This is a genomic window from Leifsonia sp. NPDC102414 (assembly GCF_044765685.1).
Classification (GTDB): Bacteria; Actinomycetota; Actinomycetes; order Actinomycetales; family Microbacteriaceae; genus Leifsonia.
In genome coordinates this window covers 1,705,882-1,727,765 of sequence record NZ_JBIWKN010000001.1, presented here as the reverse complement: position 1 = coordinate 1,727,765, position 21,884 = coordinate 1,705,882, and the positions used below count along the sequence as shown (strand labels likewise).

At 68.6% G+C, this 21,884-nt stretch carries 24 protein-coding genes and 1 tRNA gene; 12 read left to right on the top strand and 13 right to left on the bottom strand.

Going from position 1 to position 21,884, the window contains the following annotated elements:
• Positions 1–209: 209 nt before the first annotated feature.
• From ACIRCZ_RS08285 to ACIRCZ_RS08275, 3 genes are all read right to left on the bottom strand, one after another.
• Positions 210–422 (bottom strand): hypothetical protein, encoded by a 213-nt coding sequence (locus ACIRCZ_RS08285; RefSeq protein ID WP_402851574.1) that lies wholly within the window; start codon positions 420–422, stop codon positions 210–212.
• A 118-nt stretch (positions 423–540) separates the two neighbouring features.
• Positions 541–1,635 (bottom strand): calcium:proton antiporter, encoded by a 1,095-nt coding sequence (locus tag ACIRCZ_RS08280; RefSeq protein WP_402851571.1) that lies wholly within the window; start codon positions 1,633–1,635, stop codon positions 541–543.
• Between the two features lie 111 nt (positions 1,636–1,746).
• Complete coding sequence (locus ACIRCZ_RS08275; RefSeq protein WP_055895030.1) at positions 1,747–2,409, bottom strand: fasciclin domain-containing protein; 663 nt, start codon at positions 2,407–2,409, stop codon at positions 1,747–1,749.
• Between the two features lie 137 nt (positions 2,410–2,546).
• Between ACIRCZ_RS08275 and ACIRCZ_RS08270 the strand changes: the two genes are divergently transcribed.
• The 9 genes from ACIRCZ_RS08270 to ACIRCZ_RS08230 all read left to right on the top strand — a co-directional run bounded on the left by ACIRCZ_RS08270 (position 2,547) and on the right by ACIRCZ_RS08230 (position 10,854).
• Positions 2,547–4,415 (top strand): cytochrome c biogenesis protein DipZ, encoded by a 1,869-nt coding sequence (locus tag ACIRCZ_RS08270; RefSeq protein ID WP_402851567.1) that lies wholly within the window; start codon positions 2,547–2,549, stop codon positions 4,413–4,415.
• A 15-nt stretch (positions 4,416–4,430) separates the two neighbouring features.
• On the top strand, positions 4,431–5,033 hold the full coding sequence (locus tag ACIRCZ_RS08265; RefSeq protein WP_055895033.1) for a DUF4232 domain-containing protein: 603 nt from the start codon (positions 4,431–4,433) through the stop codon (positions 5,031–5,033).
• Positions 5,034–5,074: 41 nt separating this feature from the next.
• Entirely contained in the window at positions 5,075–5,245 is a 171-nt protein-coding gene (locus ACIRCZ_RS08260) for a DUF3263 domain-containing protein (protein WP_157480342.1), read from the top strand.
• A gap of 121 nt (positions 5,246–5,366) precedes the next feature.
• The gene (locus ACIRCZ_RS08255; protein WP_055896403.1) at positions 5,367–5,945 is read left to right on the top strand and encodes a Dps family protein; all 579 of its coding nucleotides are present in this window, start codon (positions 5,367–5,369) and stop codon (positions 5,943–5,945) included.
• The gene (locus ACIRCZ_RS08250; RefSeq protein ID WP_402851561.1) at positions 5,942–6,943 is read left to right on the top strand and encodes an acyl-CoA dehydrogenase family protein; all 1,002 of its coding nucleotides are present in this window, start codon (positions 5,942–5,944) and stop codon (positions 6,941–6,943) included. Before ACIRCZ_RS08255 ends, ACIRCZ_RS08250 begins: the two co-directional genes overlap by 4 nt.
• Positions 6,937–8,208, top strand: a complete 1,272-nt coding sequence (locus tag ACIRCZ_RS08245; RefSeq protein ID WP_402851558.1) for a PIG-L family deacetylase — start codon at positions 6,937–6,939, stop codon at positions 8,206–8,208. Before ACIRCZ_RS08250 ends, ACIRCZ_RS08245 begins: the two co-directional genes overlap by 7 nt.
• A complete protein-coding gene (locus ACIRCZ_RS08240; RefSeq protein ID WP_402851555.1) occupies positions 8,205–8,909 on the top strand; it encodes a glycosyltransferase in 705 nt (234 codons plus the stop codon). Before ACIRCZ_RS08245 ends, ACIRCZ_RS08240 begins: the two co-directional genes overlap by 4 nt.
• Positions 8,910–8,926: 17 nt before the next feature.
• On the top strand, positions 8,927–10,192 hold the full coding sequence (locus ACIRCZ_RS08235; RefSeq protein WP_402851552.1) for a chloride channel protein: 1,266 nt from the start codon (positions 8,927–8,929) through the stop codon (positions 10,190–10,192).
• Between the two features lie 62 nt (positions 10,193–10,254).
• A complete protein-coding gene (locus tag ACIRCZ_RS08230; protein ID WP_055895044.1) occupies positions 10,255–10,854 on the top strand; it encodes a hypothetical protein in 600 nt (199 codons plus the stop codon).
• On the opposite strand, the gene ACIRCZ_RS08225 is transcribed toward ACIRCZ_RS08230, so the two are convergent.
• The 4 genes from ACIRCZ_RS08225 to ACIRCZ_RS08210 form a co-directional block, all read right to left on the bottom strand.
• Positions 10,844–11,659 (bottom strand): anti-sigma factor, encoded by an 816-nt coding sequence (locus tag ACIRCZ_RS08225; protein ID WP_055895048.1) that lies wholly within the window; start codon positions 11,657–11,659, stop codon positions 10,844–10,846. The genes ACIRCZ_RS08230 and ACIRCZ_RS08225 overlap by 11 nt on opposite strands.
• Entirely contained in the window at positions 11,659–12,249 is a 591-nt protein-coding gene (gene sigK / locus ACIRCZ_RS08220; RefSeq protein WP_157480346.1) for an ECF RNA polymerase sigma factor SigK, read from the bottom strand. The genes ACIRCZ_RS08225 and sigK overlap by 1 nt, the downstream gene beginning before the upstream one ends.
• Before the next feature lie 212 nt (positions 12,250–12,461).
• On the bottom strand, positions 12,462–12,731 hold the full coding sequence (locus ACIRCZ_RS08215) for a hypothetical protein (protein ID WP_055895052.1): 270 nt from the start codon (positions 12,729–12,731) through the stop codon (positions 12,462–12,464).
• 20 nt (positions 12,732–12,751) lie between these two features.
• On the bottom strand, positions 12,752–13,381 hold the full coding sequence (locus tag ACIRCZ_RS08210) for a hypothetical protein (protein ID WP_055895053.1): 630 nt from the start codon (positions 13,379–13,381) through the stop codon (positions 12,752–12,754).
• 57 nt (positions 13,382–13,438) lie between these two features.
• On the opposite strand from ACIRCZ_RS08210, the gene ACIRCZ_RS08205 reads away from it, so the two are divergent.
• From ACIRCZ_RS08205 to ACIRCZ_RS08195, 3 genes are all read left to right on the top strand, one after another.
• Positions 13,439–13,511 (top strand) — tRNA-Lys (locus tag ACIRCZ_RS08205).
• A gap of 126 nt (positions 13,512–13,637) precedes the next feature.
• Positions 13,638–13,886, top strand: coding sequence for a type II toxin-antitoxin system Phd/YefM family antitoxin (locus tag ACIRCZ_RS08200; protein WP_402851544.1), 249 nt, complete (start codon positions 13,638–13,640; stop codon positions 13,884–13,886).
• Complete coding sequence (locus ACIRCZ_RS08195; protein WP_055895059.1) at positions 13,879–14,145, top strand: Txe/YoeB family addiction module toxin; 267 nt, start codon at positions 13,879–13,881, stop codon at positions 14,143–14,145. Before ACIRCZ_RS08200 ends, ACIRCZ_RS08195 begins: the two co-directional genes overlap by 8 nt.
• A 190-nt stretch (positions 14,146–14,335) precedes the next feature.
• Here ACIRCZ_RS08195 and pstB read toward each other — a convergent pair whose 3' ends face one another.
• The 6 genes from pstB to ACIRCZ_RS08165 all read right to left on the bottom strand — a co-directional run bounded on the left by pstB (position 14,336) and on the right by ACIRCZ_RS08165 (position 21,819).
• Entirely contained in the window at positions 14,336–15,115 is a 780-nt protein-coding gene (gene pstB, locus ACIRCZ_RS08190; RefSeq protein ID WP_055895061.1) for a phosphate ABC transporter ATP-binding protein PstB, read from the bottom strand.
• Between the two features lie 29 nt (positions 15,116–15,144).
• Positions 15,145–16,239, bottom strand: a complete 1,095-nt coding sequence (gene pstA, locus ACIRCZ_RS08185; RefSeq protein ID WP_055895063.1) for a phosphate ABC transporter permease PstA — start codon at positions 16,237–16,239, stop codon at positions 15,145–15,147.
• Complete coding sequence (gene pstC, locus ACIRCZ_RS08180) at positions 16,239–17,186, bottom strand: phosphate ABC transporter permease subunit PstC (RefSeq protein ID WP_402851538.1); 948 nt, start codon at positions 17,184–17,186, stop codon at positions 16,239–16,241. Before pstC ends, pstA begins: the two co-directional genes overlap by 1 nt.
• A gap of 109 nt (positions 17,187–17,295) precedes the next feature.
• Complete coding sequence (gene pstS / locus ACIRCZ_RS08175) at positions 17,296–18,390, bottom strand: phosphate ABC transporter substrate-binding protein PstS (RefSeq protein WP_402851535.1); 1,095 nt, start codon at positions 18,388–18,390, stop codon at positions 17,296–17,298.
• Positions 18,391–18,673: 283 nt separating this feature from the next.
• The gene (locus tag ACIRCZ_RS08170; RefSeq protein ID WP_402851532.1) at positions 18,674–19,609 is read right to left on the bottom strand and encodes an NUDIX domain-containing protein; all 936 of its coding nucleotides are present in this window, start codon (positions 19,607–19,609) and stop codon (positions 18,674–18,676) included.
• On the bottom strand, positions 19,606–21,819 hold the full coding sequence (locus ACIRCZ_RS08165; RefSeq protein WP_402851529.1) for an RNA degradosome polyphosphate kinase: 2,214 nt from the start codon (positions 21,817–21,819) through the stop codon (positions 19,606–19,608). The genes ACIRCZ_RS08170 and ACIRCZ_RS08165 overlap by 4 nt, the downstream gene beginning before the upstream one ends.
• Positions 21,820–21,884: the final 65 nt, after the last annotated feature.

Sequence of the window (21,884 nt, the reverse complement as noted above, 5' to 3'; positions counted from 1 at the left end):
GGCGCACATGACTCCGTCCGAACGGAGCCGCCTTCGGCGGATCGTTCAGCAGGACTTCGTCCTCGCCACGCCGCGCAGGCCTCCGTTCAGACGGAGAAGCCGAGCGCACGCTGCCGGTTCTCCGTCCGAACGGAGATCGCTGGGAGGTGGAATGGCCCGTGGGGAGCGCGGGACGTCAGGGCGCGGGCGGGTGCGGGGAGGACGCACGGTCACACGTCGGGGCCGTCCGCGGGCTCCGCGTCCTCCTCGTCCGTGTCGGCGAAGGCGGCGATGCCGTCCACGGAGGGAGCGGCGTCCTGGTCGGCGCCCGCGTCCGGGGCGTCCGCCGCATCCGTGGCCGCCGTCGCTTCATCCAGGAAGCCGGTGCCGTCCGGGTAGCCTGCCTCGTCCGGGTACTCGATCGGTTCGCGTTCAGCGGTCATCGCATCCACCTCGTCTCGGTTGCGGCCACGCAGCAAGCGTCGGCCTCACGACCCAGCTTGCTCCCGCGCACGATGCTGCGCCAGCCTCCCGAGCGATCTCACTCGAAGCCCGAACCCGTCAGGGCGCGATCGACAGGAACACGAACGCCGCGAACAGCACCAGGTGGATGCCGCCCTGCAGCCGCACGGCCCGCCCTGGCATCAGCGTCAGGATGCTCACCCCCACCGTGAGCGCGAGCAGCACGATCTGGCTCGCCCCGAGCCCCAGGTGCAGCGGCCCGGTCAGCCAGATGGATGCGATGGCGATCGACGGGATGGTCAGCCCGATGCTGGCGATGGCGGAGCCGAGCGCCAGGTTCAGGCTGGTCTGCATCCGGTTGCGCACGGCGGCCTTCGCGGCGGCGATGCCCTCCGGCAGCAGCACCAGCAGGGCGATGACCACGCCGACGAACGACTGGGGGAACCCGATCGCCGCGACCCCGCGCTCGATCGACGGCGACTCCAGCTTGGCCAGGCCGACCACCGCGACCAGCGCGACGAGCAGCAGCCCGAGGCTGATGAGCGCCGTCCTGGTCGACGGCCTGTCCGCGTGGCTGTCCTCATCGAGCGGCTTGCCCTTCGACGTGACAGGCAGGAAGTAGTCGCGGTGGGCGATCGTCTGCGTGAAGACGAACATCGCGTACAGGGCGACGGATGCGACGGCGGCGAATACGAGCTGGCTCGGCGAGAACTGCGGGCCGGGCGTCTCGGTGAAGGTCGGCAGCACCATCGTCAGGGTCGCCATCGCAGCAACCGTCGCGAGCGCGGCTCCGCTGCCCTGTGCGTTGAACTTGCTGCTCGTGCTCCGGGACGAACTCAGCAGCAGCGACAGGCCGACGATGCCGTTCATGGTGATCATCACGGCCGAGAACACGGTGTCCCTGGCGAGCGTGGATGCGTCCTTTCCGCTGGTCATCAGGGTGACGATCAGCGCTACCTCGATCACCGTCACCGCGACAGCGAGCACGAGGGAGCCGAACGGCTCTCCGACCTTGTGCGCGACCACCTCGGCGTGCTGCACGGCGGCCAGCACCGTACCGGCCAGGACGATGGCGACCAGGGCGACGAGGAACGGCCCGAGTTCGGCGTTCCAGCAGGCGATGAGCAGGATCACCCCGAGGATCGGTACGACGACCGGCCAGAACCGGGTGATCCACGTGGTGATGCCCTTCATGCCTCCCATCATGGCAGCAGGCGGTCCGCGCGGCCGACGAGCGCGACGAAAAAAGCGGCCCACCGGACGAACCGGTGGGCCGCTCTCCGATGCAGCCGGTGACGGAGGGGATCAGTTGGCCGGCGGCATCAGCACGGTGTCGATGAGGTACACCGTGGCATTGGCGGTGTGCACGCCACCGCAGATCACCTTGGCGCCGTTCACCATGATGTTGTCGCCGCTGCCGGTGACGGTGACGTCGCCGCCTTCGACGGTCTTGTGGGTGCCGTCGATCGCGTCAGGGGCGATCTGGCCCGGCACCACGTGGTAGGTGAGGATCTTCTTGAGCGTGTCGGCGCCCGCGGGGGTCTTCAGGGTGTCGATGGTGGCGGCGTCGATCTTCTTGAACGCGTCGTCGACGGGTGCGAAGACGGTGAACTCGCTGCCGTTGAGCGTGTCGACCAGGTTCACATCGGGGTTGAGCTTGCCGGAGACCGAGGCGACGAGGGTGGTCAGCAGCGGGTTGTTGCTCGCTGCGACGGCCACTGGGTCCTGAGCCATGCCGGTGACAGAGCCTGCACCGGACGGGACGGCCTTGGCGTATGCCGCGCATCCACTGCCGACGAGGTCGGCCGCCGGGTCCATGGCCGATGCGCTGGGGGAGCTCGACGCCATCGACGACGATGAACTGGATGAGCCGGAGCCTGAGCTTCCGGAGGAACACGCCGAGAGACCGAGGGCGGCCACTGCGGCGAGTCCGAGGGCGGCGATGACATGGCGCTTCTGAACTCGCATGGGAACTACTCCTTTGTGTGCGGTGCTTTCTTACTCGGCCGCAGGAGCGGCTTCAGAAGGGCATTCGGGACGGGGTGGGAAACGGATTGCAGAATGTTCGGATCAATCCGTGAGGCGTTCCGTTCCGAACGCCTGGCATGTACCTCACCCTTGCGATCATCGGCTTCCTCGGCGGCCTCATCACCGGCATATCGCCGTGCATCCTGCCGGTCCTGCCGGTCATCTTCTTCTCCGGTGGGGCGCAGAGCGCGCGGACGGCGAAACAGCAGAAGAAGGACGACGCACGGGATGCGGCGGCCAGGGATGCGGCGGGAAAGGACGCTGCGGGCACAGCGGCTAGCGCGACCGCAGCCGCCACCGCAGGCGGCACCGCCGTCGCCACCGCGACCCGCACGGAGACCGAGAAGCAGGCGCCCCCGGAGCCGACCGTGTCCCGCTGGCGCCCGTACCAGGTCATCCTCGGCCTCGTCGTGAGCTTCAGCGTGTTCACGCTCGCCGGTTCGCTCATCCTGGCGCTGCTGCACCTGCCGCAGGACGTGCTGCGCTACGCGGGCATCGTCGTGCTGGTGCTGATCGGCGTCGGCCTGATCGTGCCGAAGTTCGAGGAGTACTTGGAGAAGCCGTTCTCCTGGATCCCGCAGCGCAACGTCGGGACGGAACGCGGCGGCTTCGTGCTCGGCATCGCGCTCGGCGCGGTCTACGTGCCGTGCGCCGGACCCGTGCTGGCCGCGATCACCGTCGCGGGCTCGACAGGCAGGATCGGCCCGGAGACGATCGTGCTCACCGTCACCTTCGCCATCGGCGCTGCCATCCCGCTGTTGATCTTCGCCCTGGCAGGCCGGCGTGTGGCCGAGCGGGTGAAGTCGTTCCGCAAGCACCAGAAGGGCATCCGCCTCACCGGCGGCGTCCTGATGCTGGCGCTCGCCGTCGGTCTGCTGTTCAACCTGCCGCAGGCGTTGCAGCGGCTCATCCCCGACTACACCAGCGCGCTGCAGGACCAGTTCTCCAACTCCAGCCAGGTGTCGGATGCGCTGAACCTGGGCGGCATCGTCAACGCGCAGAACAAGAATCTGTCCAAGTGCACGAACAACGCCGACCAGCTGCAGAGCTGCGGCACGGCGCCGGACATCACGGGCATCCAGCAGTGGTTCAACACGCCGGGCGACAAACCGATCGCGCTCGATCAGCTGAAGGGCAGAGTGGTGCTGGTCGACTTCTGGGCGTACTCCTGCATCAACTGTCAGCGCAGCATCCCGCACGTCGTGGCGTGGGACAAGGCGTACAGGGCAGCCGGCCTCGACGTGATCGGCGTCCACTCGCCTGAGTACGCGTTCGAGAAGGTCCCGGCCAACGTCGAGGCGGGGGCGAAGGGCTTCGGCATCACATACCCGGTGGCGATCGACAACACGCTGAGCACCTGGACCAACTACCGCAATCGCTACTGGCCGGCGCACTACCTGATCGACGCGAAGGGTGTCGTGCGCAACGTGCAGTTCGGCGAGGGCAACTACGCCTCCACGGAGAAGCTCATCCGCCAGTTGCTGCAGGATGCGAAGCCCGGCGTGAGCCTCCCCGCCGCCACAGAGGTCAAGGACACTACCCCGACTGCCGGCAGCACGACGCGCGAGACCTATCTCGGCACCACGAAGGTCGTGAACTTCGGCGGCTCGGAGAAGTACTCGGGTTCCACCCCGACGTTCGCCTTCCCGGCGAAGCAGCCGGCCAACTCGTTCGCCCTCGACGGCGCCTGGACCCTGAACACCCAGTTCGTCGAGCCGACAGCACAGGATGCGCGCATCCGGCTGAACTACAAAGCCGCGGAGGTGCGCATGGTCCTCTCCGGCAGCGGAACGGTGAGCTACACCGCGGACGGCGTGACCAAGACCATCGATGTGACGGGCACGCCGGACTCGTACGAACTGCTGAAATCGGCGTCGGCGAAGACCGGAAATGTGATCGTGACCATCCCGAAAGGTGTTTCGGCATACTCGTTCACCTTCGGTTGATGGTCAGATAGGGGCATGACTTCTTTGAGGATCGTCTCAGCCTCCCTGATCACCGTCGGGTTCGCGCTCGCGCTGACCGCATGCTCGGCCTCCACGCCGAGCGGGTCGCCGAGCTCGAGCCCGGTCTCGTCGTCATCCACGTCGTCGTCGACGCCGCGGCCGACAGGGACCACCACGGCCGTCCCCGTGGACGGGCAGTGCGACACCGCCAACCTGACGGGCACGATCGGCACGGGCGGCGGGGGAGCGGCCGGAAGCGTCGAGGTGACACTGGTGCTGACGAACAACGGCACGACGGCCTGCGCGCTCCAGGGCTGGCCAGGGGTGTCGTTCGTGGGTGACGGAAACGGCACACAGCTCGGCAAGGCGGCCGAGTTCGACAGGTCGACGCCGCATCCCACGGTGAACCTGGCGCCGGGCGGAACGGCGACGGCGCCGCTGAAGATCGCGCAGGCGCTCAACTACTCCACGTCCGACTGCCAGCCGAAGCCGGCCGACGGTTTCCGGGTCTACCCGCCAGGATCGAAGGAGTCGCTGTTCGTGAAGGACGCCGATGTGACGGCGTGCACGTCCGACTCGATCTCGCTGCTGACCGTCGGGGCGCTCGTCCAGGGCTGACCCCTGGCCGCGATGTCGGTGGTCCCCTGAACACTGGGGACATGCCGACGCCGCGCGAGAGACTCCTGCTGCTGTTCGAAGCCGAGCACCCGGAGGCGGCGGATCGCGCCGCCAAAGACGAGGCGATCCGCCGCACCTTCGGCCTGGACCCTGAGCAGTATCGCGCCATCGTCGCCGAGCTGGTGCGCGCCGAGCACCGCGACGCCGCCTGAGCGCCCGCGCCCGGAGCGAACACTGAGCAGAGCATCCACGTCCCGTCAACCCGGTTACCGGATGCGCCAGGCGCGTCTACCGTTCGTGTTCCACCAACGGACACGAGAGAACGGGATGCTCATGGCAACGACCGCGACCACGACCACTGCGAAGAAGACCACGACGAGCGCTGCGGCGAAGACCTCCGGAGGCGCCCGCGCTGGAGCCCACGCCACGCGCAGGGAGCACGCGGAGCACGGCTTCGTCGCGTCGCCGGAGCTCGTCGCCGACCTGCAGCGCGTGCACGTCGACCTCATCGAGCTGCACCTGCAGGGCAAGCAGGCGCACTGGAACGTGGTCGGCAAGAACTTCCGCGACCTGCACCTGCAGCTCGACGAGATCATCGAGGCCGTCCGCGAGTTCAGCGACGAGGTCGCCGAGCGCCTGCGCGCCCTGCACGCCACCCCGGACGGCCGCAGCTCGGTCGTCGCGAAGTCGACCAGCCTGCCGGAGTTCCCGAACGGCGAGGTCGACACGGCGGAGACGGTCGACCTGATCACCGAACGCCTGGAGGCGACCGTCGCGACCATGCGCGAGGTGCACGATGAGGTGGACGACGAAGACCCGACCTCGGCCGACCTGCTGCACGCGATCATCGCATCGCTGGAGCAGTACGCCTGGATGGTGAGCGCCGAGAACCGCACCCCCGCCACCAAGTGAGACCGGCGCACCAGGACTATCTCGACGCCGCCGCGGCCTGCGGCGGCCGGGTGGGTCCGCTGCTGGATGCGCTCGCCGGCGTGCGGGGTGACGACCTAGCGCCGTTCCCCGGCGAGGGTGGAACAGCCGAGCGGTTCGCCTTCCTGGCGCGCGTCGCCGCGGCCGACGTGACGGCGGCGCGGGTCCTCGAACCGCACCTCGACGCGCTGGCCATTCTGCACGAGGCGGGGGAGGAACCGGCCGCCGTGGGGACGACGTGGGGCGTTTTCGCTGCTGAGGCGCCTGGCGCAGTGCTGCGGGCGACCGACGACGGTGATGGCTGGGTGCTCGACGGAGTGAAACCGTGGTGCTCGCTCGGCGCCAGCCTCACGAACGCGCTGGTGACTGCGACGACCGGGGACGGAGAGCGGCGCATGTTCCGCGTCTCCCTGCGGCAGTCGGGCGTCACCGCCAAGGAGACCGCCTGGGTGGCGCGCGGCCTCGCCGAGGTCGAGAGCGGGCCGCTCGAGTTCGTGAGCGTCCCCGCCCGCCCGGTCGGCGGTCCAGGCTGGTATTTGGATCGCGCAGGCTTCCGCTGGGGAGCCATCAGCGTGGCCGCCGCGTGGTGGGGCGGATGCCTGCCGCTGGCCGACGCCATCCTCGCGAAGGCCAAGCGACAGGGCGCGAGCCAGCTCACCGCATCCCGTGCGGGGCGGGTGCACCGGATGCTCGCTGCCGCCCGCGCACACCTGGACACGGCCGCCGCCGTCATCGACGAACAGGCGCCGAGCACCGACGAGGCCGCCGTCCTCGCACACGCCGTCCGTGGCACGGTCGCCGACGCCGTCGTCGAGACGCTCGCCGGCGAGCGCGACGTGCTCGGACCCTCCGCGCTCGCCTTCGACGAGTCGCTCGCCCGTCGCTACGCCGACCTCGACCTCTACGTGTCGCAGTACCACCGCGGCGCAGACGACGTCTCACTCGTCGGGCACCTGCCGGACGGGGGAGTGCGATGGTAGCGTTCGACGCCCTCCGCACGGTCACGACCGCGGCGGAGTGGGAGGCGCGGGGCGCGTGGCAGGCCGTCGAATCGCTGGACCAGCGCGACCTCGACGGCCTCGACGAGCTGGTCGTGTTCTCCGCGCATCCGGACGACGAGACCATCGCGCTCGGCGGCCTCCTGGCTCTCGCCGCGGACAGAAGGCTCCCCGTCCGCGTCATCGTGGCGACCGGCGACGACCAGGGCAGGGCCGACGAGCTCCGCAGCGCCCTCACGCGACTCGGGGTGGCCGCGAGCCCGCAGTTCCTCGGCTTCCCGGACGGCGAACTCAAGCACCACGCCGAGCGGCTGCGCGCCGAGGTAGACACGGTGCTCGCCGCATCCACCGGCCGTCGCTGGGTGCTGGCACCGTGGCCGGGCGACCGGCACGGCGACCACCGGACGCTCGGCAGAGAAGTAGCGGATGCCGCGACCGCGACCGGCGACACCGTGTTCTTCTACCCGGTGTGGCTCTGGCAGTGGGGAGAACCGGCCGACGTCCCGTGGGAGCGCACCATCGACCTTCCGATTGCCGGCGTGCACCGCGCACGCAAGGGCGCAGCGCTCGACGCCTTCGGATCGCAGCACTGGTCCGATGACAATCCGGACGGCGTCCTCACCCCGGAGTTCCTCGACCGCGCCCGCGACGGCCGCGAGGTGCTCATCCGGCCGGAGCTCCGCGCCTCCGACCGGCTCGCCGAGCATTTCGAGGCTCTGCACCGCGGCAGCGATGACCCGTGGGCCGTGCGCTCGCGCTGGTACGAGCGGCGGAAGCGTGCGCTGACGGTCGCGAGCCTGCCCAGGGAGCGCTATGGGAGCATCCTGGAGCTGGGCGCGTCGGTCGGCGAGCTGACGGCCGAGCTGTCTGAACGGGCGGACACCGTCCTGGCCATCGACGGCTCCGCCGCCGCCGTCGACACGGCTCGCACGCGCCTCGCCGACCGTGCGGGTGTCACGGTGACCAGGATGCGGGTGCCAGGCACCTGGCCGTCCGGCGCCTTCGACCTGATCGTCGTCTCCGAACTCGCCTACTACCTCGCTGACGACGAGTGGCGCTCGCTCATCCAGCGCTGCATCGGCTCGCTCACCCCGGGAGGCGACGTGCTGCTCTGCCACTGGCTCGGCGCCGCAGACGATTTCGCCCAGAGCGGCGAGCAGGCCAACGAGACGTTCCGGAGCGCATCAGGGCTCACCGCCTCCGTCGTGCACCGCGACGCGGAGTTTCTGCTGGAGGTGTTCTCGTGACCGGCGGCATCGAGCGCGTGATCGTCGTCGTCCCCGCCAGGAACGAGGAGGAGACGCTCGCCGCCTGCCTGGCGTCGATCGTCCGCTCCGCCGACGCGCTCCGCCGACACGGGATGCGCGCCCCGGTGATCGTGCTCGTCCTGGACGCCTGCACCGACGGTTCAGCGCAGGTCGCCGCGGCCTTCCCGCAGGTGACCGTCGTCGAGACGGACGTGGCGAGCGTCGGACGCAGCCGTGCCCTCGGTACCGCCGTCGGTCTGAGCCTCGCCGGAACGGACCCGGCGTCGGTGTGGATCGCCACCACGGACGCGGACGGCTCCGTCCCTGAGGAATGGCTCGCCCAGCAGCTCGCCCACGCGGATGCAGGCGCCGACGCATTCGTCGGCGCCGTCGTCCCTCCGCTGGACGACCTCGACCCGCTGCGCAGGCACGCCTGGCTGTCCAAGCACCACCCCGGCGCCACGCTCGGCCACGTGCACGGCGCGAACCTCGGCCTCCGCGCCGACCTCTACCTGGCCGTCGGCGGTTTCGCGCCCGTGACGATGGACGAGGACGTCGCGCTCGTCGAACGCCTTCGGGCACGGGATGCGCGCATCGCGGAGACCGAGCAGCACCCGGTGACCACCTCGGCCAGACTGATCGGCCGCGTGGACGGCGGGTACGCGGGATATCTGCGCGCGCTGATCGACGAGGCCGGCTGACCCAGTACCGTTGGAGCGTGCCCGTCGCCCTGCCCAGCACCCCGAAGTGGATCCTCCGACTGGTGGTCGTGACCGCCCTCGTCGGCATCGGGTCGGGGATAGGAGGCGGCCTCGTCTATCTGGCACTGCACTCCATCCAGCACCTGGCGTTCGGCTACTCGGAGGGCACCTTCATCGAGGGGCTGCTGGATGCGCCTCCCGTGAGCAGAGTGGTGGCGCTCGCCGTCGCCGGTGTGATCGGCGGCGTCGGCTGGTGGGCGCTGCGCCGCTGGGGCAGGCTCCGCCCGAAGCACGCGATCGTCTCGGTCGAGTCGGCCGTCAACGGCCGCAGGATGCCCTGGTTCGTCACCATCGCCAACGCCGGCTTGCAGGTCGTGATCGTCGGGCTCGGCGCATCCATCGGCCGCGAGGTCGCCCCGCGTGAGCTGGGCGCGCTGGTCGCCGACTGGTTGACAGACAGGGCGGGCGTGAACGCCCGCGAGCGCCGCATCCTGGTGGCCTGCGGCGCAGGCGCCGGACTGGCCGCCGTCTACAACGTGCCGTTCGGCGGAGCGGTGTTCGCCGTGGAGATCCTGCTGGCGGAGATCAGCTTCGCCACCGTGCTGCCCGCGCTGGCGTCCTCGGCCATCGCCACCCTGGTCGCTCGCGTCGTCGTCCCCGCCAACCCGCTCTACCCGATCGAGCAGTTCCCGCTGTCGCCGTCCATCGTCGTCTGGGCGATCCTCGCCGGTCCGGTGATCGGTTTCGCGGCGATCGGTTTCGTGCGATTGATGCAGTTCGCGCAGCGCATCCGCCCGAAGTCATGGGGCATCCTGATCGTGATGCCCCTGGTCTTCACCGCCGTGGGCGTGGTCTCGCTGTGGTTCCCCGCTATCCTCGGCAACGGCCGCTCCCTCGGCCAGCTCGCGCTGACCGCATCCCTGCCCGTGCTGCTGATCCTGGTGCTGACCCTCCTCAAGGTCTTCGCGACGGCCGGCACGATCGGCTCCGGCGCCGCCGGAGGCACCCTCACCCCCGCCCTGGCGGTCGGCGCAGGCTTCGGCCTCACCATCGGCGCCGCCTGGAACCTCGTGTGGCCGGGCGCCCCCGTCGCGGTCTTCGCCCTGATCGGCGCGGCCGCGTTCCTCGCGGTCTCCATGCGCGCCCCGCTGACGGCCCTCCTCCTCGTGATGGAGTTCACCAACCAGGGCCCGGACATGTTCGCACCGGTGATGCTGTGCGTCGCAGGGGCGGTTGCGGTCGGCTACCTCTTCGAGCGCGGGCGGGTGACGGGCGTCGCGTGACCGGGAGCTCCGACATGGTCGACGCGGTTCCGCACTGCTCCCGGCCGATGAGAGTACGAATCGTGGCACTGATCGTCGTTGCCGTCTCGGTGACGCTGGTGCTCAGTGCCTGCCGTCAATCGCCCACCGGCACCCCATCGGGAGGCCAGTCGAGCGTTCAGGCCTCGCCGCCGTCGCCGGATCCGACGATGGTCCCTGGCCCAGGCGGAGTCGCCACGGCCACGCCCCCGACAGATCCTGACGCCATCGCCCTCGCGCGAGAGTGGATCGCGGCCGCCGCACCCCCGCCAGGCGTGCGGATTCTCGCTTCTGCGCCTCCGTCGGGACCGGAGCAGCCGGCCACGTCAGCGGGATGCGATTGGCTGGTCCAGGCGACGAAGTGGTGGTCGACGGACAGCTCCAACGTCGTCGCGGCGTCCGCGTGGCTCACCCGGCATCCGGTCGAGGGTCTTACCTTCAGCGGGACGATGGCGGGCGGGGACGGCCAGTCCGCGATCTTCGAAGGCTCGGCGCAGAAGCACGGCACACTCGAGTTCGAGTTCGTCCCCGACGGCGATAACGCCACGATCCGTGTCGATGTCATCCTCATACCCGCCGGCGCCGTGTGCGCCTCGGCCGGAGGAACAGTGGCGGGTTCGCCCGCTCCTCGTGTCAGGAGTTGATGGCGACGATCGGCTGCGTGGTCGGCTGGTCGGAGCCGCCGCGCGGTTCCACGGTGACGCCGACGGTGTCGCCCGCCTTCATCGTGCCGGTGAGCACGCGCCAGGTGGACCCGGAGTCGGCGGCCGTCATCGTTCCGGCGGGCGTCGCCTCGCCGCCGCGGATGTACCAGAGCTCGTACGTCTTGTCGTTCGGGAGGGCGGGGAGGTCGGTCGCGACGAGCGCCGACTTGCCGAGGTCGCCCGACCAGACGAGGGTGGCCGTTCCTCCGCCGGAGATCTCTGCGGTGGCGCGCTGCGCATCCGGTGCCGCGTTGATCTGTGCGAGAGAGGACGCCTGCTGCTGCTGGAACGAGTTGTTGCCGGCCAGGGAGCTGCCGAGGAAGGTGCCGCCGAGGAAGAGCACGACGGCTGCCGCTGCCGCCGCCGCGATGGTCATGGGGCGGGTGAACCAGCGGGTGCGCGCTTTGGTCTCCGCTGGAGTCTCTGCAGGGGACTGCGCGGGGATCTCCTGGGCGTGAGACGCTTCCGCGGGGCGCGCGTCCGCCGGGGTGGGCGTGCCGACCGGAGCAGGCGCATCCACTGGGGCGGGCGCGCTGCCGGGGGCAGCCGCATCCAGCGCAGGCAATTGCGGCGTGGAGGCGAGCTTGGCGAACAGGTCGGCCTTCAACGACGGCGGCGGGGCGACGGGTTCTGCGGCGAGGCCGAGCTCCGCGGCGACGGCCTCGAACTGGCGGGCCTCGTCCGGGGTGTCTGCACCCAGTTCGTAGCCGAGGCGCTCCGAGGAGCGGCGTGGTTCGTCGGTCATCAGGTCACCCCCAGTTCGTTTCGTAGCCGTATCATCGCATCGCGCAGCCGAGTTTTCGCTGTGCCGAGCGGGATGCCGAGCGTGGCAGCGACCTCGCTCTGACTGAGGCCGCCGTAGTAGGCGAGCGTGACGGCTTCGCGCTGGGTTTCGGACAGCTTCGCCATCGCCACCTCCACCCTTTCGTGCTCCACGCGCACCTCCACCGTCTCCGACACCTCGTCGAACGCCGTCGGCAGATCACGGATCCCGACGGCGACATCCCGGTCCCGCGACGCCTGCGCGGCACGGACACGGTCGATCGCGCGCCGGTGGGCCATCGTCATGATCCACGTCAACGCTCGACCCTTATTCGGATCGAAGCGGGAAGCGGATTGCCACACCTCGAGGAAGACCTCCTGGGTGACCTCCTCCGACTGGGCGGGGTCGACGAGCACGCGCCTGACCAGTCCGAGAACCCGGGATGCGATGTGGTCGTAGAGGACGGAGAACGCGGCCTGGTCACCGGTGGCCGTGCGGGACAGGAGGTCGTCGAAGGAGACGGTCACCTCGTCGTCCACGTCGTCTCCTGTCTCTCGGTGCACTGCAAGCATTGCAGGTCGAGGCCGCATCCGCTTCCAGCACCTCCGCAGGGCGCGAAAAACCGGGCCGCAGAACGCCTCTCGGCGCGAGGCCGCTCGGAGCGGCTAATTTTGGAGCCCGGGGTTACTGCGGCCCGGCTGAAGAAGTTTACCCGAGGCTGAGGCCGGGTGACGCGGCGTGGCGTTCGCGGGCCGAGAACGCCGGATGCGCGGGGCGGGGTTGACTAATCCCGGTCGCCGCGGTCGCGCTCGGTGGTGCGGCGGCGGTCTCTGCGCAGGTGGTACACGATGCTGGCGATCCCCAGGCCGACGCCCACGATCGACAACCCAGTTCCGCCCCACGTCAGCACGGGGCTGGCGTCGTGAAGGTCGGTGCGCAACAGCCGGGTGATCGCCAGCGCCAACGATGCGGCGAAGAACACGGTGATCAGCACCGCTGCGGTCACCGACCGTCCGATGATCCACCAGGCTTGCTTGGGGTTGCCGTCGTCCATAGGGCTGAGAGTACCGCGGACTATTCGAGCGACTCGCTCCGCCAGAGCTTGGCGCACGACGTCAGCTCCTCTGCGGTGCGCGAGAAGCGGAGGGCGCGCGTCGTCAGCTCGCTGGCGCGTTCGGCGTTCGTCGTCTCCTGGTCGTCGGCGACCGACACGCACCCTGCCGCCGTGACCCGGCAGAACGCCGCCGCCCGATCGAGAGCGACCGCGAAGTCGCCCTCGAACACCCCGCGCAGGATCGCGTCGGCCAACTCGGTGACCTCCGCCGGCCCAGCCGGCGACGGAGCACCGGCGACGACGGGGTCGATGGACGGGACCACCTCTGTGCCGCGCTGATACAGCAGGGCGGTACCAGCCGCATCCTGCCGGATCAGTAGCCGCAGCAGGTAGATCCGCCACAGCGCGCCAGGCAGGCTCTTCGCGCTCGACCGCGACCACAGCTCGGCGACCGCGTCGATGCCGTGCGCATCGGTGAACGCGACCAGTCGGTCCACCACCTCAGGATCGGGATCGGAGCGCACTCTGGCCAGCAGGGCGTTCGCCGTCTCGTGCGCGACCCTGCTGATCTGGGCAGGGTCCTCCCCGCCCATGAACGCCTCGAACATCCCGCTCGGAAACGTGGTCGGCTTGTGGAAACGCTCGGTCATGCACCCATTCTCCGCCCGACACGAGCACTCGTGAAACCACGCTAGATTAGATGGGTAGGGCCTGTAGCTCAGTTGGCAGAGCATCGGACTTTTAATCCGCGGGTCGTGGGTTCGAGCCCCACCGGGCCCACTCACTGAATCACAGGAATCCAAGCCCCCGCGGCCCGAGTAGTCGCGCCCACGGGTTGGGATCGAAAAACGCGCGCCGCCGCCCTCAGCCGAAGTGGTACGATATCTTGTACCACTTGGAGGAATCATGGCCATCACAGCAAGCGAAGCTCGCAGCGACCTGTTCGGCCTCATCGAACGCGTCAACCTCGACCAGACCGAAGTCGAGATCACGTCCAAGCGCGGCTCCGCCGTGCTGATGTCGAAGGACGAGTACGACTCGCTGCTCGAGACCACCTACCTCCTGCGCTCCCCCAAGAACGCACGACGCCTGATCGACGCCATCGAGAGCGCTCGCTCCGGAGACATCACCGAGCACGACCCGACCGGTGAGTGACCGTAAGCTCGCCTGGACCGCCGGCGGCTGGGAGGACTACGTCTACTGGCAGGGCCAGGACCGTCGAACACTCAAGCGCATCAACTTCCTTATCGAAGACATCCTGCGAGATGACCCGTTCGAGGGCGTCGGCAAGCCGGAACCTCTGAAGCACGCGCTGGCAGGCGCGTGGTCACGACGCATCGATGAAGCCAACCGTCTCGTGTACCTCGTTGACGACGCCTACGTGATCATCCTGCAGGCTCGGTACCACTACTGACCCGTAAGCTGCCCGCGTATCGAAACGTCTACGACTGAGGCAATCAGGACAGCCAGCACACACCGCCCACAGCGCCCACCAAGCTCCACCGCGCTGACACGCCGACACGCTGAAACGGAATCGACCCCGGTCGTCCTGCGCGATGCACTACTCCGGGGCCGATTGCGTTACGCGCGACAAGTGGTCCGGATCAGCCGAAGCGACCGGAGACGTAGTCTTCCGTCGCCTGCACGCTCGGGTTCGAGAAGATCATGTTGGTGTCGTTGTATTCGATCAGCTTGCCCGGCTTGCCCGTGCCCGCGATGTTGAAGAACGCGGTGCGGTCGGAGACTCGCGACGCCTGCTGCATGTTGTGGGTGACGATCACGATCGTGTAGTCGTTCTTGAGTTCTTCGATCAGGTCCTCGATAGCGAGGGTCGAGATCGGGTCGAGCGCGGAGCACGGCTCGTCCATCAGGAGCACGTCCGGGGAGACGGCGATCGCACGCGCGATGCAGAGACGCTGCTGCTGGCCGCCGGAGAGGCCGGAGCCTGGAAGGTTGAGGCGGTCCTTGACCTCGTTCCAGAGGTTGGCGCCGCGCAGCGAGCTCTCCACGAGCTCGTCGGCTTCCGGCTTCGCCATGCGGCGGTTGTTGAGCTTCACCCCGGCGAGCACGTTCTCGCGGATGGACATCGTCGGGAACGGGTTCGGCCGCTGGAACACCATGCCGACCTGGCGGCGTACGAGCACCGGGTCGACGCCGGGACCGTAGAGGTTGTTGCCGTCGATCGACACCTCGCCCTCGACGTACGCGCCTGGGATGACCTCGTGCATCCGGTTGAGGGTGCGGAGGAACGTCGACTTGCCGCAGCCGGACGGGCCGATGAACGCGGTGACGGTGCGGGGTTCGATGGTGAGCGAGACGCCCTCGACGGCCTGGAAGTTGCCGTAGTAGACGTTGAGGTCGTTGACTTCGATGCGCTTGGACACGTGGATTCCTTGGGTTCGGGTGGACGCGTTCAGCGGCCGTACTTGGGGGCGAAGGCCTTGGCGATGATGCGGCCGACCAGGTTGAGGAGCATCACGATGATGATGAGGGCGAGAGCGCCCGTCCATGCCCTGTCGATCGAGTCCTGCGCGTGCAGGCCCGCCGCCTGCGTGTACTGCGTGTACACGAACACGGGGAGGGTCATCATCCGGTCGGAGAAGAGGTCGTAGTTCATGCTCGTGGTGAAGCCGGCGACGATGAGGAGCGGGGCTGTCTCGCCGATGACGCGGGCGATGGCGAGCATGATGCCGGTGGAGAGGCCCGCCAGCGACGTCGGCAGGACGATCTTCAGCACCGTCAGCCACTTCGGGACGCCGAGCGCGTACGACGCCTCGCGCAGTTCGTTCGGCACCAGGCGCAGGATCTCCTCGCTCGACCGCACGACCACGGGGATCATCAGCACGGACAGGGCGACGGACCCCATGAAACCGCTCCGGATGCCCGGCCCGAAGAACAGGGCGAACAGCGCGTATGCGAACAGACCGGCGACGATCGACGGGATGCCCGTCATCACGTCGACGAAGAAGGTGATGCCGCGGGCGAGCATCCCGCGCCCGTACTCGACGAGGTAGATGGACGTGAGCAGGCCGATCGGCACCGAGATGATCGCCGCCATCAGCGTGACGAGCAGCGTGCCGACGATGGCGTGCAGCGCACCGCCGCCCGCACCGATCACGTTGCGCATCGACTCGGAGAAGAACTGGATGTCGAAGCGGGCGAGGCCGGAACTGATCACGGTCCACATCAGCGACACGAGGGGGAGCAGCGCGATGATGAACGCGGTCGCCACGAGCGACGTGACGAGCCTGTCCCTCGCCTTGCGTCCGCCTTCGACGAGCAGCGACGTGGTGAAGATCACCACGTCGAACAGCACCGTTCCGAAGAAGATCGCGCCGACGGCGTTGAAGTCCTTGGTCGCGCCGCTCGCTGCAAGGATCGCGAAGATCGCGATGAAGACGATCCAGGACCCGACGAGCATCATCCACGCTGAGCCGCGCGGCAGCTTGCCTGCGGTCAGCGAGTTGGTCATCGGCCTGGTCAGGGGAGCGGAGGTGGTGGCGGTCATCAGTTCGCTCCAGAGAAGGCCTTGCGGCGGCTGACGATGTAGCGGGCGAGCATATTGATGAGCAGTGTCACCACGAACAGCACGAGACCGGATGCGATCAGCGCGTTGGTGGAGAGCCCTGTCGCCTCGGGGAACTGCAGGGCGATGTTGGCCGCGATCGTGTTCGGGCTCTGCGCCTGCAGGACGGCGAACTTCACGATCAGTGCGGGGGAGAGGACCATCGCGATGGCGAGCGTCTCACCCAGGGCGCGGCCGAGGCCGAGCATGATCGCCGAGATGATGCCGGACCTGGCGAACGGGAGCACGGCCATCTTGACCATCTCCCAGCGGGTCGCGCCGAGGGCGAGCGCCGCCTCCTCGTGGAGTCGGGGCGTCTGCAGGAAGATCTCGCGGCAGATCGCGGTCATGATCGGGATGACCATGACGGCGAGGACGATCGCGGCGGTGAGGATGGTGCGGCCTGTGCCGGAGACGGGCGGTGCGAAGAGCGGGAACCAGCCGAGGTTGTCGCCGAGCCAGGCGTAGAACGGCTGGACGAACGGCGCCAGTGTCGCGATGCCCCAGAGGCCGAACACGACGGACGGGACCGCGGCGAGGAGGTCGATGACGTAGCCGAGCGTCTGCGCGACGCGACGCGGGGCGTAGTGCGAGATGAAGAGCGCGATCCCGATGGAGAGCGGGGTGGCGATGAGCAGCGCGATGATCGCGGCCCAGATCGTGCCGAAGACGAGCGGCCACACCCAGGCCCAGAAGTTGGTGGCGTTGTTCGGCAGCTCTCCCATGCCGGCGAACAGAGCAGGGATGCTCTGCACGACGAGGAAGAGGGCGACGGCGGCGAGCACCGCGAGGATGAGCGAGCCGGCGACGATGGTGCTCGTGGAGAACACGCGATCTCCGAGGCGGGTCTTCGCCCTCGGTCTGATGGCGCCTGCGGTTCCGGCGGTCATTCCTGCCAATCTTTCGTCACGGCCCAGCTTCTCATCTGGCTCTCACTTTCGGGTGGTGAGGATGCGCCACTCGGCCTGGGCGGAGAGCCCAGGCCGAGTGGCACTGTCATTACTTGATGCTTGCGACAGCCTTGCTCACCTTGGAGGCGAGGTCGGAGGACAGCGGGGCGGACCCTGCCTGCTCAGCGGCCGCCTTCTGGGCGTCGTCGCTGATGATGTAGTCGACGTAGCCCTTGACGAGGTCGGCCTTGGCCGAGTCCTTGTACTCCTGGCAGGCGATCACGTAGGAGACGAGCACGAGCGGCCATGCGCCCTTGCTGGTGTCCTTGCGGTTGATCTGGATGGCCAGGTCGTTGGTGCCGCGGCCCGAGGCGATCGGGGACGCTGCGACGACTGCCGCCGCGCCGTCGGCGCTGAGCTTCTCGAAGCTGTCGCCGACCTTGAGCTGCGCGATGCTGAGTCCGGCCGAACCCGACTCGTCGATGTAGGTGATCGAGTTCTTCGCGTTCTTGGTGGCGTCAGCGACACCGGAGGTGCCCTTGGCTGCGTCGCCGACCTGGAACGGGAAGGTCTGCGCTGCCGGCTTGGTCCACACGTCCGGAGCGTTCGCCGCGAGGTACTCGGTGAAGTTCTGGGTGGTGCCGGAGTCGTCGGAGCGGTGCACGACGGTGATCGGCGCGGACGGAAGCGATGCGCCCGAGTTCAGCGCCTTGATCTTGGCGTCGTCCCAGGTGGTGATCGCGCCGGAGAAGATGCCGGCGATGGTCGCGGCGTCAAGCTTCAGGTCCTTGACGCCGTCGAGGTTGTACGCGATGGCGATCGGGGAGATGTAGACGGGGAGGTCGATGCCCTTGGAACCCGCTGCGCACCCGGCGAAGGTGCTGGCGAGCTCGGCGTCCTTGAGAGCGGCGTCCGAGCCGGCGAAGTCGGCTGCTCCGGAGATGAAGCTGGTGCGGCCGGCGCCGGAGCCCTGCGGGTCGTAGTTGACGGTGACCTTGGGGTTGGCGGTCTGGAAGCCGGCGGCCCACACGGTCTGGGCTGCGCCCTGGGCGGAGGAGCCGATGCCGTTGAGGGTGCCGGAGAGGTTCGACGGCTTCGCCGTCGTCGTCGCCGGGGTGCTGCCCTCGTTCGACGCGCAGGCGGTCAGTGAGATGGCGACAGCGGCCAGGATGGCCAGAGGAGCGCCAACACGCTTGAGTTTCACAGTTGTCCCTTCCGGGGAATCAGTAACAACAGGACGGGGCCGGTGCGACCCGCCTGCGACGCTATTCCCGGTGTCTGTCCAGAGTCCCCCGCAGCGGTAAACGGGAGGTTAACGCGGAGTGTGCTCTTGGGGACGCGGAGCGGGGAAGGGCCTGTGCGGAGACGCCCTTCAGGACGAGCGGATGGCGGCCACGGGCGGCCAAGGGCCTCAGCCGCGCGACGGTCAGCCGCTCGACGGTCAGCCGCGTGACGGTCAGCCGCGCGACCTCAGCCGCACGCGCCCGTCACGCGACAGGTGCGTACGTCTCGATCGAGATGATTCCGGATGCGGGGTTGCTGGCCGACAGGTGCACGATCGAGAAGCCGCCGGTGTCGAGGTCGGCGGCGTCGTTGAGGTAGGCGCCGGGCATCGTGCCCGTGGCGAGGGCGATCTCCCGCATGATCTCGGGGAGCACGGGGCCGTGGCTGCAGAGCACGGCTGTCTTGCGGGAGCGCACCCGCTTGCCGATGACGCCGCGCACCTCGCCCCGGCCGTCCTCGTATGCGTCCTGGCTGATGCCTGGCTCGTGGCGCGGCTTGATGCCGGTGGAGGCCGCGAGCGGCGCGACGGTCGCGACGCAGCGGACGGCGTCGCTCGTCACGATGCGCTTCGGACGCCAGGCCGAGATGGTCGGAACGTCGGAGCAGGCCTGCTTGACCCCGCGGTCGGTGAGCGGGCGCGAGGCGTCGGAGCCGTCCCAGTCGCCGCGCGGCGCCGCCTTGCCGTGCCGGAGGGCGATGAGAGCGAACGTGGACGTCACTCCCTGCCGCACGAGCTTCTCGAACTCGTCCAGGATCTCGACATCGCGCTCGTAGGTGAGGTAGCCGCGCGCCTTCTTCAGCGTGACCCACTCGATGGCGGCGATCTCCGAGTTGGGGACGAAGGTCGACTGCGCGATGGCCTTGTCGCCGACCTCGGCCGCCCAGAAGTGCACGATCTTCTCCCGACCGCTGGCGATCGGGTACGTGGAGATGCCGAGTGGGACGCCGAGCGCGACGCGCAGCCCCGTCTCCTCCTCGATCTCACGCACGGCGGTCTGGGGCAGGGTCTCGCCGGGGTCGACCTTGCCCTTCGGGATGGTGACGTCGCCGTACTTGGCTCGGTGGACGACGAGCACCACGATCTTCTCGTCCACGACGCGCCAGCAGAGGGCGCCCGCGGCGTAGATGGCCGCGCTCACCGCCTCGAGCCCGTGCGGGTGGAGCGTGGACGGTGGCTGATCTGCTGCATGAGTTTATTCTGCAGGTCATCGAGGGGCTGGCCTCCGTCGTCGAGGTTGTGGCGCGTCCAGGTGCCGCTCTCGTCGAGCTCCCACGCGGAGGTGCGGTCATCGAACGCGCGGTTGAACAGCGCATCCAGTTCGGTGAGGTGCGCAGGGTCGGTGAGACGCACCAGCGCTTCGACACGGCGGTCGAGGTTGCGGTGCATCATGTCGGCGCTGCCGATGTAGACCTGAGGGTCGCCGTCGTTCACGAACGAGAAGATGCGCGAGTGCTCCAGGTAGCGGCCGAGGATCGAGCGCACCCGGATGTTCGACGAAAGTCCCTTCTGGCCCGGGCGGAGCCCGCAGATGCCCCGCACCCACAGGTCGACGGGAACGCCGGCCTCGCTCGCGCGGTACAGCGCGTCGATGATCGCTTCGTCGACGATGGAGTTGAGTTTGATCCTGATGCCGGACGGCCTGCCCGCCGCAGCGTTCGCCGTCTCGATCTGGATGCGCTTGAGCAGCCCCTTCCTGAGGTGCAGCGGAGCGACGAGCAGGCGCTTGAACTTCTTCTCGATCGCGTAGCCGGACAGCTCGTTGAACAGCCTGGTGAGGTCTTTGCCCACCTGGTCGTCGGCGGTCAGCAGCCCCAGGTCTTCGTAGATGCGTGACGTCTTGGGGTTGTAGTTGCCCGTGCCGATGTGGCTGTAGTGCTTGAGGATGCCCTTCTCCTCGCGGATGACCAGGGCGAGCTTGCAGTGCGTCTTCAGCCCGACGAGACCGTAGACGACGTGCACGCCGGCCTTCTCCAGCTTGCGGGCCCAGGAGATGTTGTTCTGCTCGTCGAAGCGCGCCTTGATCTCGACGAGGGCGAGCACCTGCTTGCCGGACTCCGCAGCGTCGATCAGCGCTTCGACGATCGGGCTGTCTCCCGAGGTGCGGTACAGCGTCTGCTTGATCGCGAGGACGTGCGGGTCGGCCGCTGCCTGCTCGAGGAAGGCCTGCACGCTGGTGGCGAAGGACTCGTACGGGTGGTGCAGCAGGATGTCCTGCCTTGCGATGGCGGAGAAGATGTCCGGCTTCGCGTTCGGCTCGCTCGGCATGAGCTGGGCGGCCGTGGTCGGGACGTGGTTGGGGTAGTGCAGATCCGGCCGGTCGATCTTGGCGAGCACAAAGAGTCCGCCGAGGTCGAGAGGCGATGGCAGGCGGTAGACCTCCTGCTCCGTCACGTCGAGTTCGCGCACGAGCAGGCCGAGCGTGACCTGGTCCATGTCCTCTGTGACCTCGAGCCGGATGGGCGGACCGAACCGGCGGCGGAGCAGCTCGCGCTCGAGTGCCTGGATCAGGTTCTCCGTCTCGTCCTCGTCGACCTCGACGTCCTCGTTGCGCGTGACGCGGAACACGTGGTGGTCGAGGATCTCCATGCCGGGGAAGAGGTCGCCCAGGTGGTTGGCGATGAGGTCTTCGAGCGCGATGAACCGCATCTGGTCGACCGTCTCGCGCTGGTCGATGCGCACGAAGCGGGGCAGCATCTGCGGCACCTTGAGGCGCGCGAACTGCTCCTTGCCCGTGCGGGAGTTGCGCACCCGGACGGAGAGGTTGAGCGAGAGCCCGGAGATGTACGGGAACGGGTGGGCAGGGTCGACGGCGAGCGGCATCAGCACGGGGAAGATCTGCTGCGAGAAGATCTCGCGCATCTGCGCCTTGTCCGCGTCGTCGAGCTCATCCCACTTGGCGACGGTGATCCCGGCCTCTTCGAGTGCAGGCAGCACCTGGTCGCGATAGACGGCCGCGTGCCGCGACTGCAGTTCGTGCGCCTTCTCGGAGATGTCGGCGAGGACGTCGACCGGCGCGCGGCCGACGTTGGTCGGAACGGCGAGGCCGGTCGCGATGCGGCGCTTGAGGCCCGCGACGCGCACCATGAAGAACTCGTCGAGATTCGTGGCGAAGATGGCGAGGAAGTTGGCGCGTTCCAGCACCGGCAGCGTCGGGTCCTCGGCCAGTTCGAGCACGCGCTGGTTGAACGCCAGCCAGCTCAGCTCCCTGTCGAGGTACCTGTCCTCCGGCAGATCGGGGTCCGGCTCGTAGACGAACGGCGTGAAGTCGTCGTCGAAGTCGCTGCCGAAGCTGCCGCTCAGCCCGTTGTCCAGAAGGCCGTTCTCCAGTGTGGTGCGCTCGCCGTCCATCCCAACATCATTGCACCGTGTGCACAGCGGCGGCACCGCACCAGGTTAACTGTGGATAAACGGAC

Bases quoted from the DNA above. Each gene is read 5' to 3' on its own strand.
- ACIRCZ_RS08285 (WP_402851574.1), bottom strand. From the start codon at position 422: ATGACCGCTGAACGCGAACCGATCGAGTACCCGGACGAGGCAGGCTAC.
- ACIRCZ_RS08280 (WP_402851571.1), bottom strand. From the start codon at position 1,635: ATGAAGGGCATCACCACGTGGATCACCCGGTTCTGGCCGGTCGTCGTA.
- ACIRCZ_RS08275 (WP_055895030.1), bottom strand. From the start codon at position 2,409: ATGCGAGTTCAGAAGCGCCATGTCATCGCCGCCCTCGGACTCGCCGCA.
- ACIRCZ_RS08270 (WP_402851567.1), top strand. From the start codon at position 2,547: ATGTACCTCACCCTTGCGATCATCGGCTTCCTCGGCGGCCTCATCACC.
- ACIRCZ_RS08265 (WP_055895033.1), top strand. From the start codon at position 4,431: ATGACTTCTTTGAGGATCGTCTCAGCCTCCCTGATCACCGTCGGGTTC.
- ACIRCZ_RS08260 (WP_157480342.1), top strand. From the start codon at position 5,075: ATGCCGACGCCGCGCGAGAGACTCCTGCTGCTGTTCGAAGCCGAGCAC.
- ACIRCZ_RS08255 (WP_055896403.1), top strand. From the start codon at position 5,367: ATGGCAACGACCGCGACCACGACCACTGCGAAGAAGACCACGACGAGC.
- ACIRCZ_RS08245 (WP_402851558.1), top strand. From the start codon at position 6,937: ATGGTAGCGTTCGACGCCCTCCGCACGGTCACGACCGCGGCGGAGTGG.
- ACIRCZ_RS08225 (WP_055895048.1), bottom strand. From the start codon at position 11,659: ATGACCGACGAACCACGCCGCTCCTCGGAGCGCCTCGGCTACGAACTG.
- sigK (WP_157480346.1), bottom strand. From the start codon at position 12,249: ATGCTTGCAGTGCACCGAGAGACAGGAGACGACGTGGACGACGAGGTG.
- ACIRCZ_RS08215 (WP_055895052.1), bottom strand. From the start codon at position 12,731: ATGGACGACGGCAACCCCAAGCAAGCCTGGTGGATCATCGGACGGTCG.
- ACIRCZ_RS08210 (WP_055895053.1), bottom strand. From the start codon at position 13,381: ATGACCGAGCGTTTCCACAAGCCGACCACGTTTCCGAGCGGGATGTTC.
- ACIRCZ_RS08200 (WP_402851544.1), top strand. From the start codon at position 13,638: ATGGCCATCACAGCAAGCGAAGCTCGCAGCGACCTGTTCGGCCTCATC.
- pstA (WP_055895063.1), bottom strand. From the start codon at position 16,239: ATGACCGCCACCACCTCCGCTCCCCTGACCAGGCCGATGACCAACTCG.
- pstC (WP_402851538.1), bottom strand. From the start codon at position 17,186: ATGACCGCCGGAACCGCAGGCGCCATCAGACCGAGGGCGAAGACCCGC.
- ACIRCZ_RS08165 (WP_402851529.1), bottom strand. From the start codon at position 21,819: ATGGACGGCGAGCGCACCACACTGGAGAACGGCCTTCTGGACAACGGG.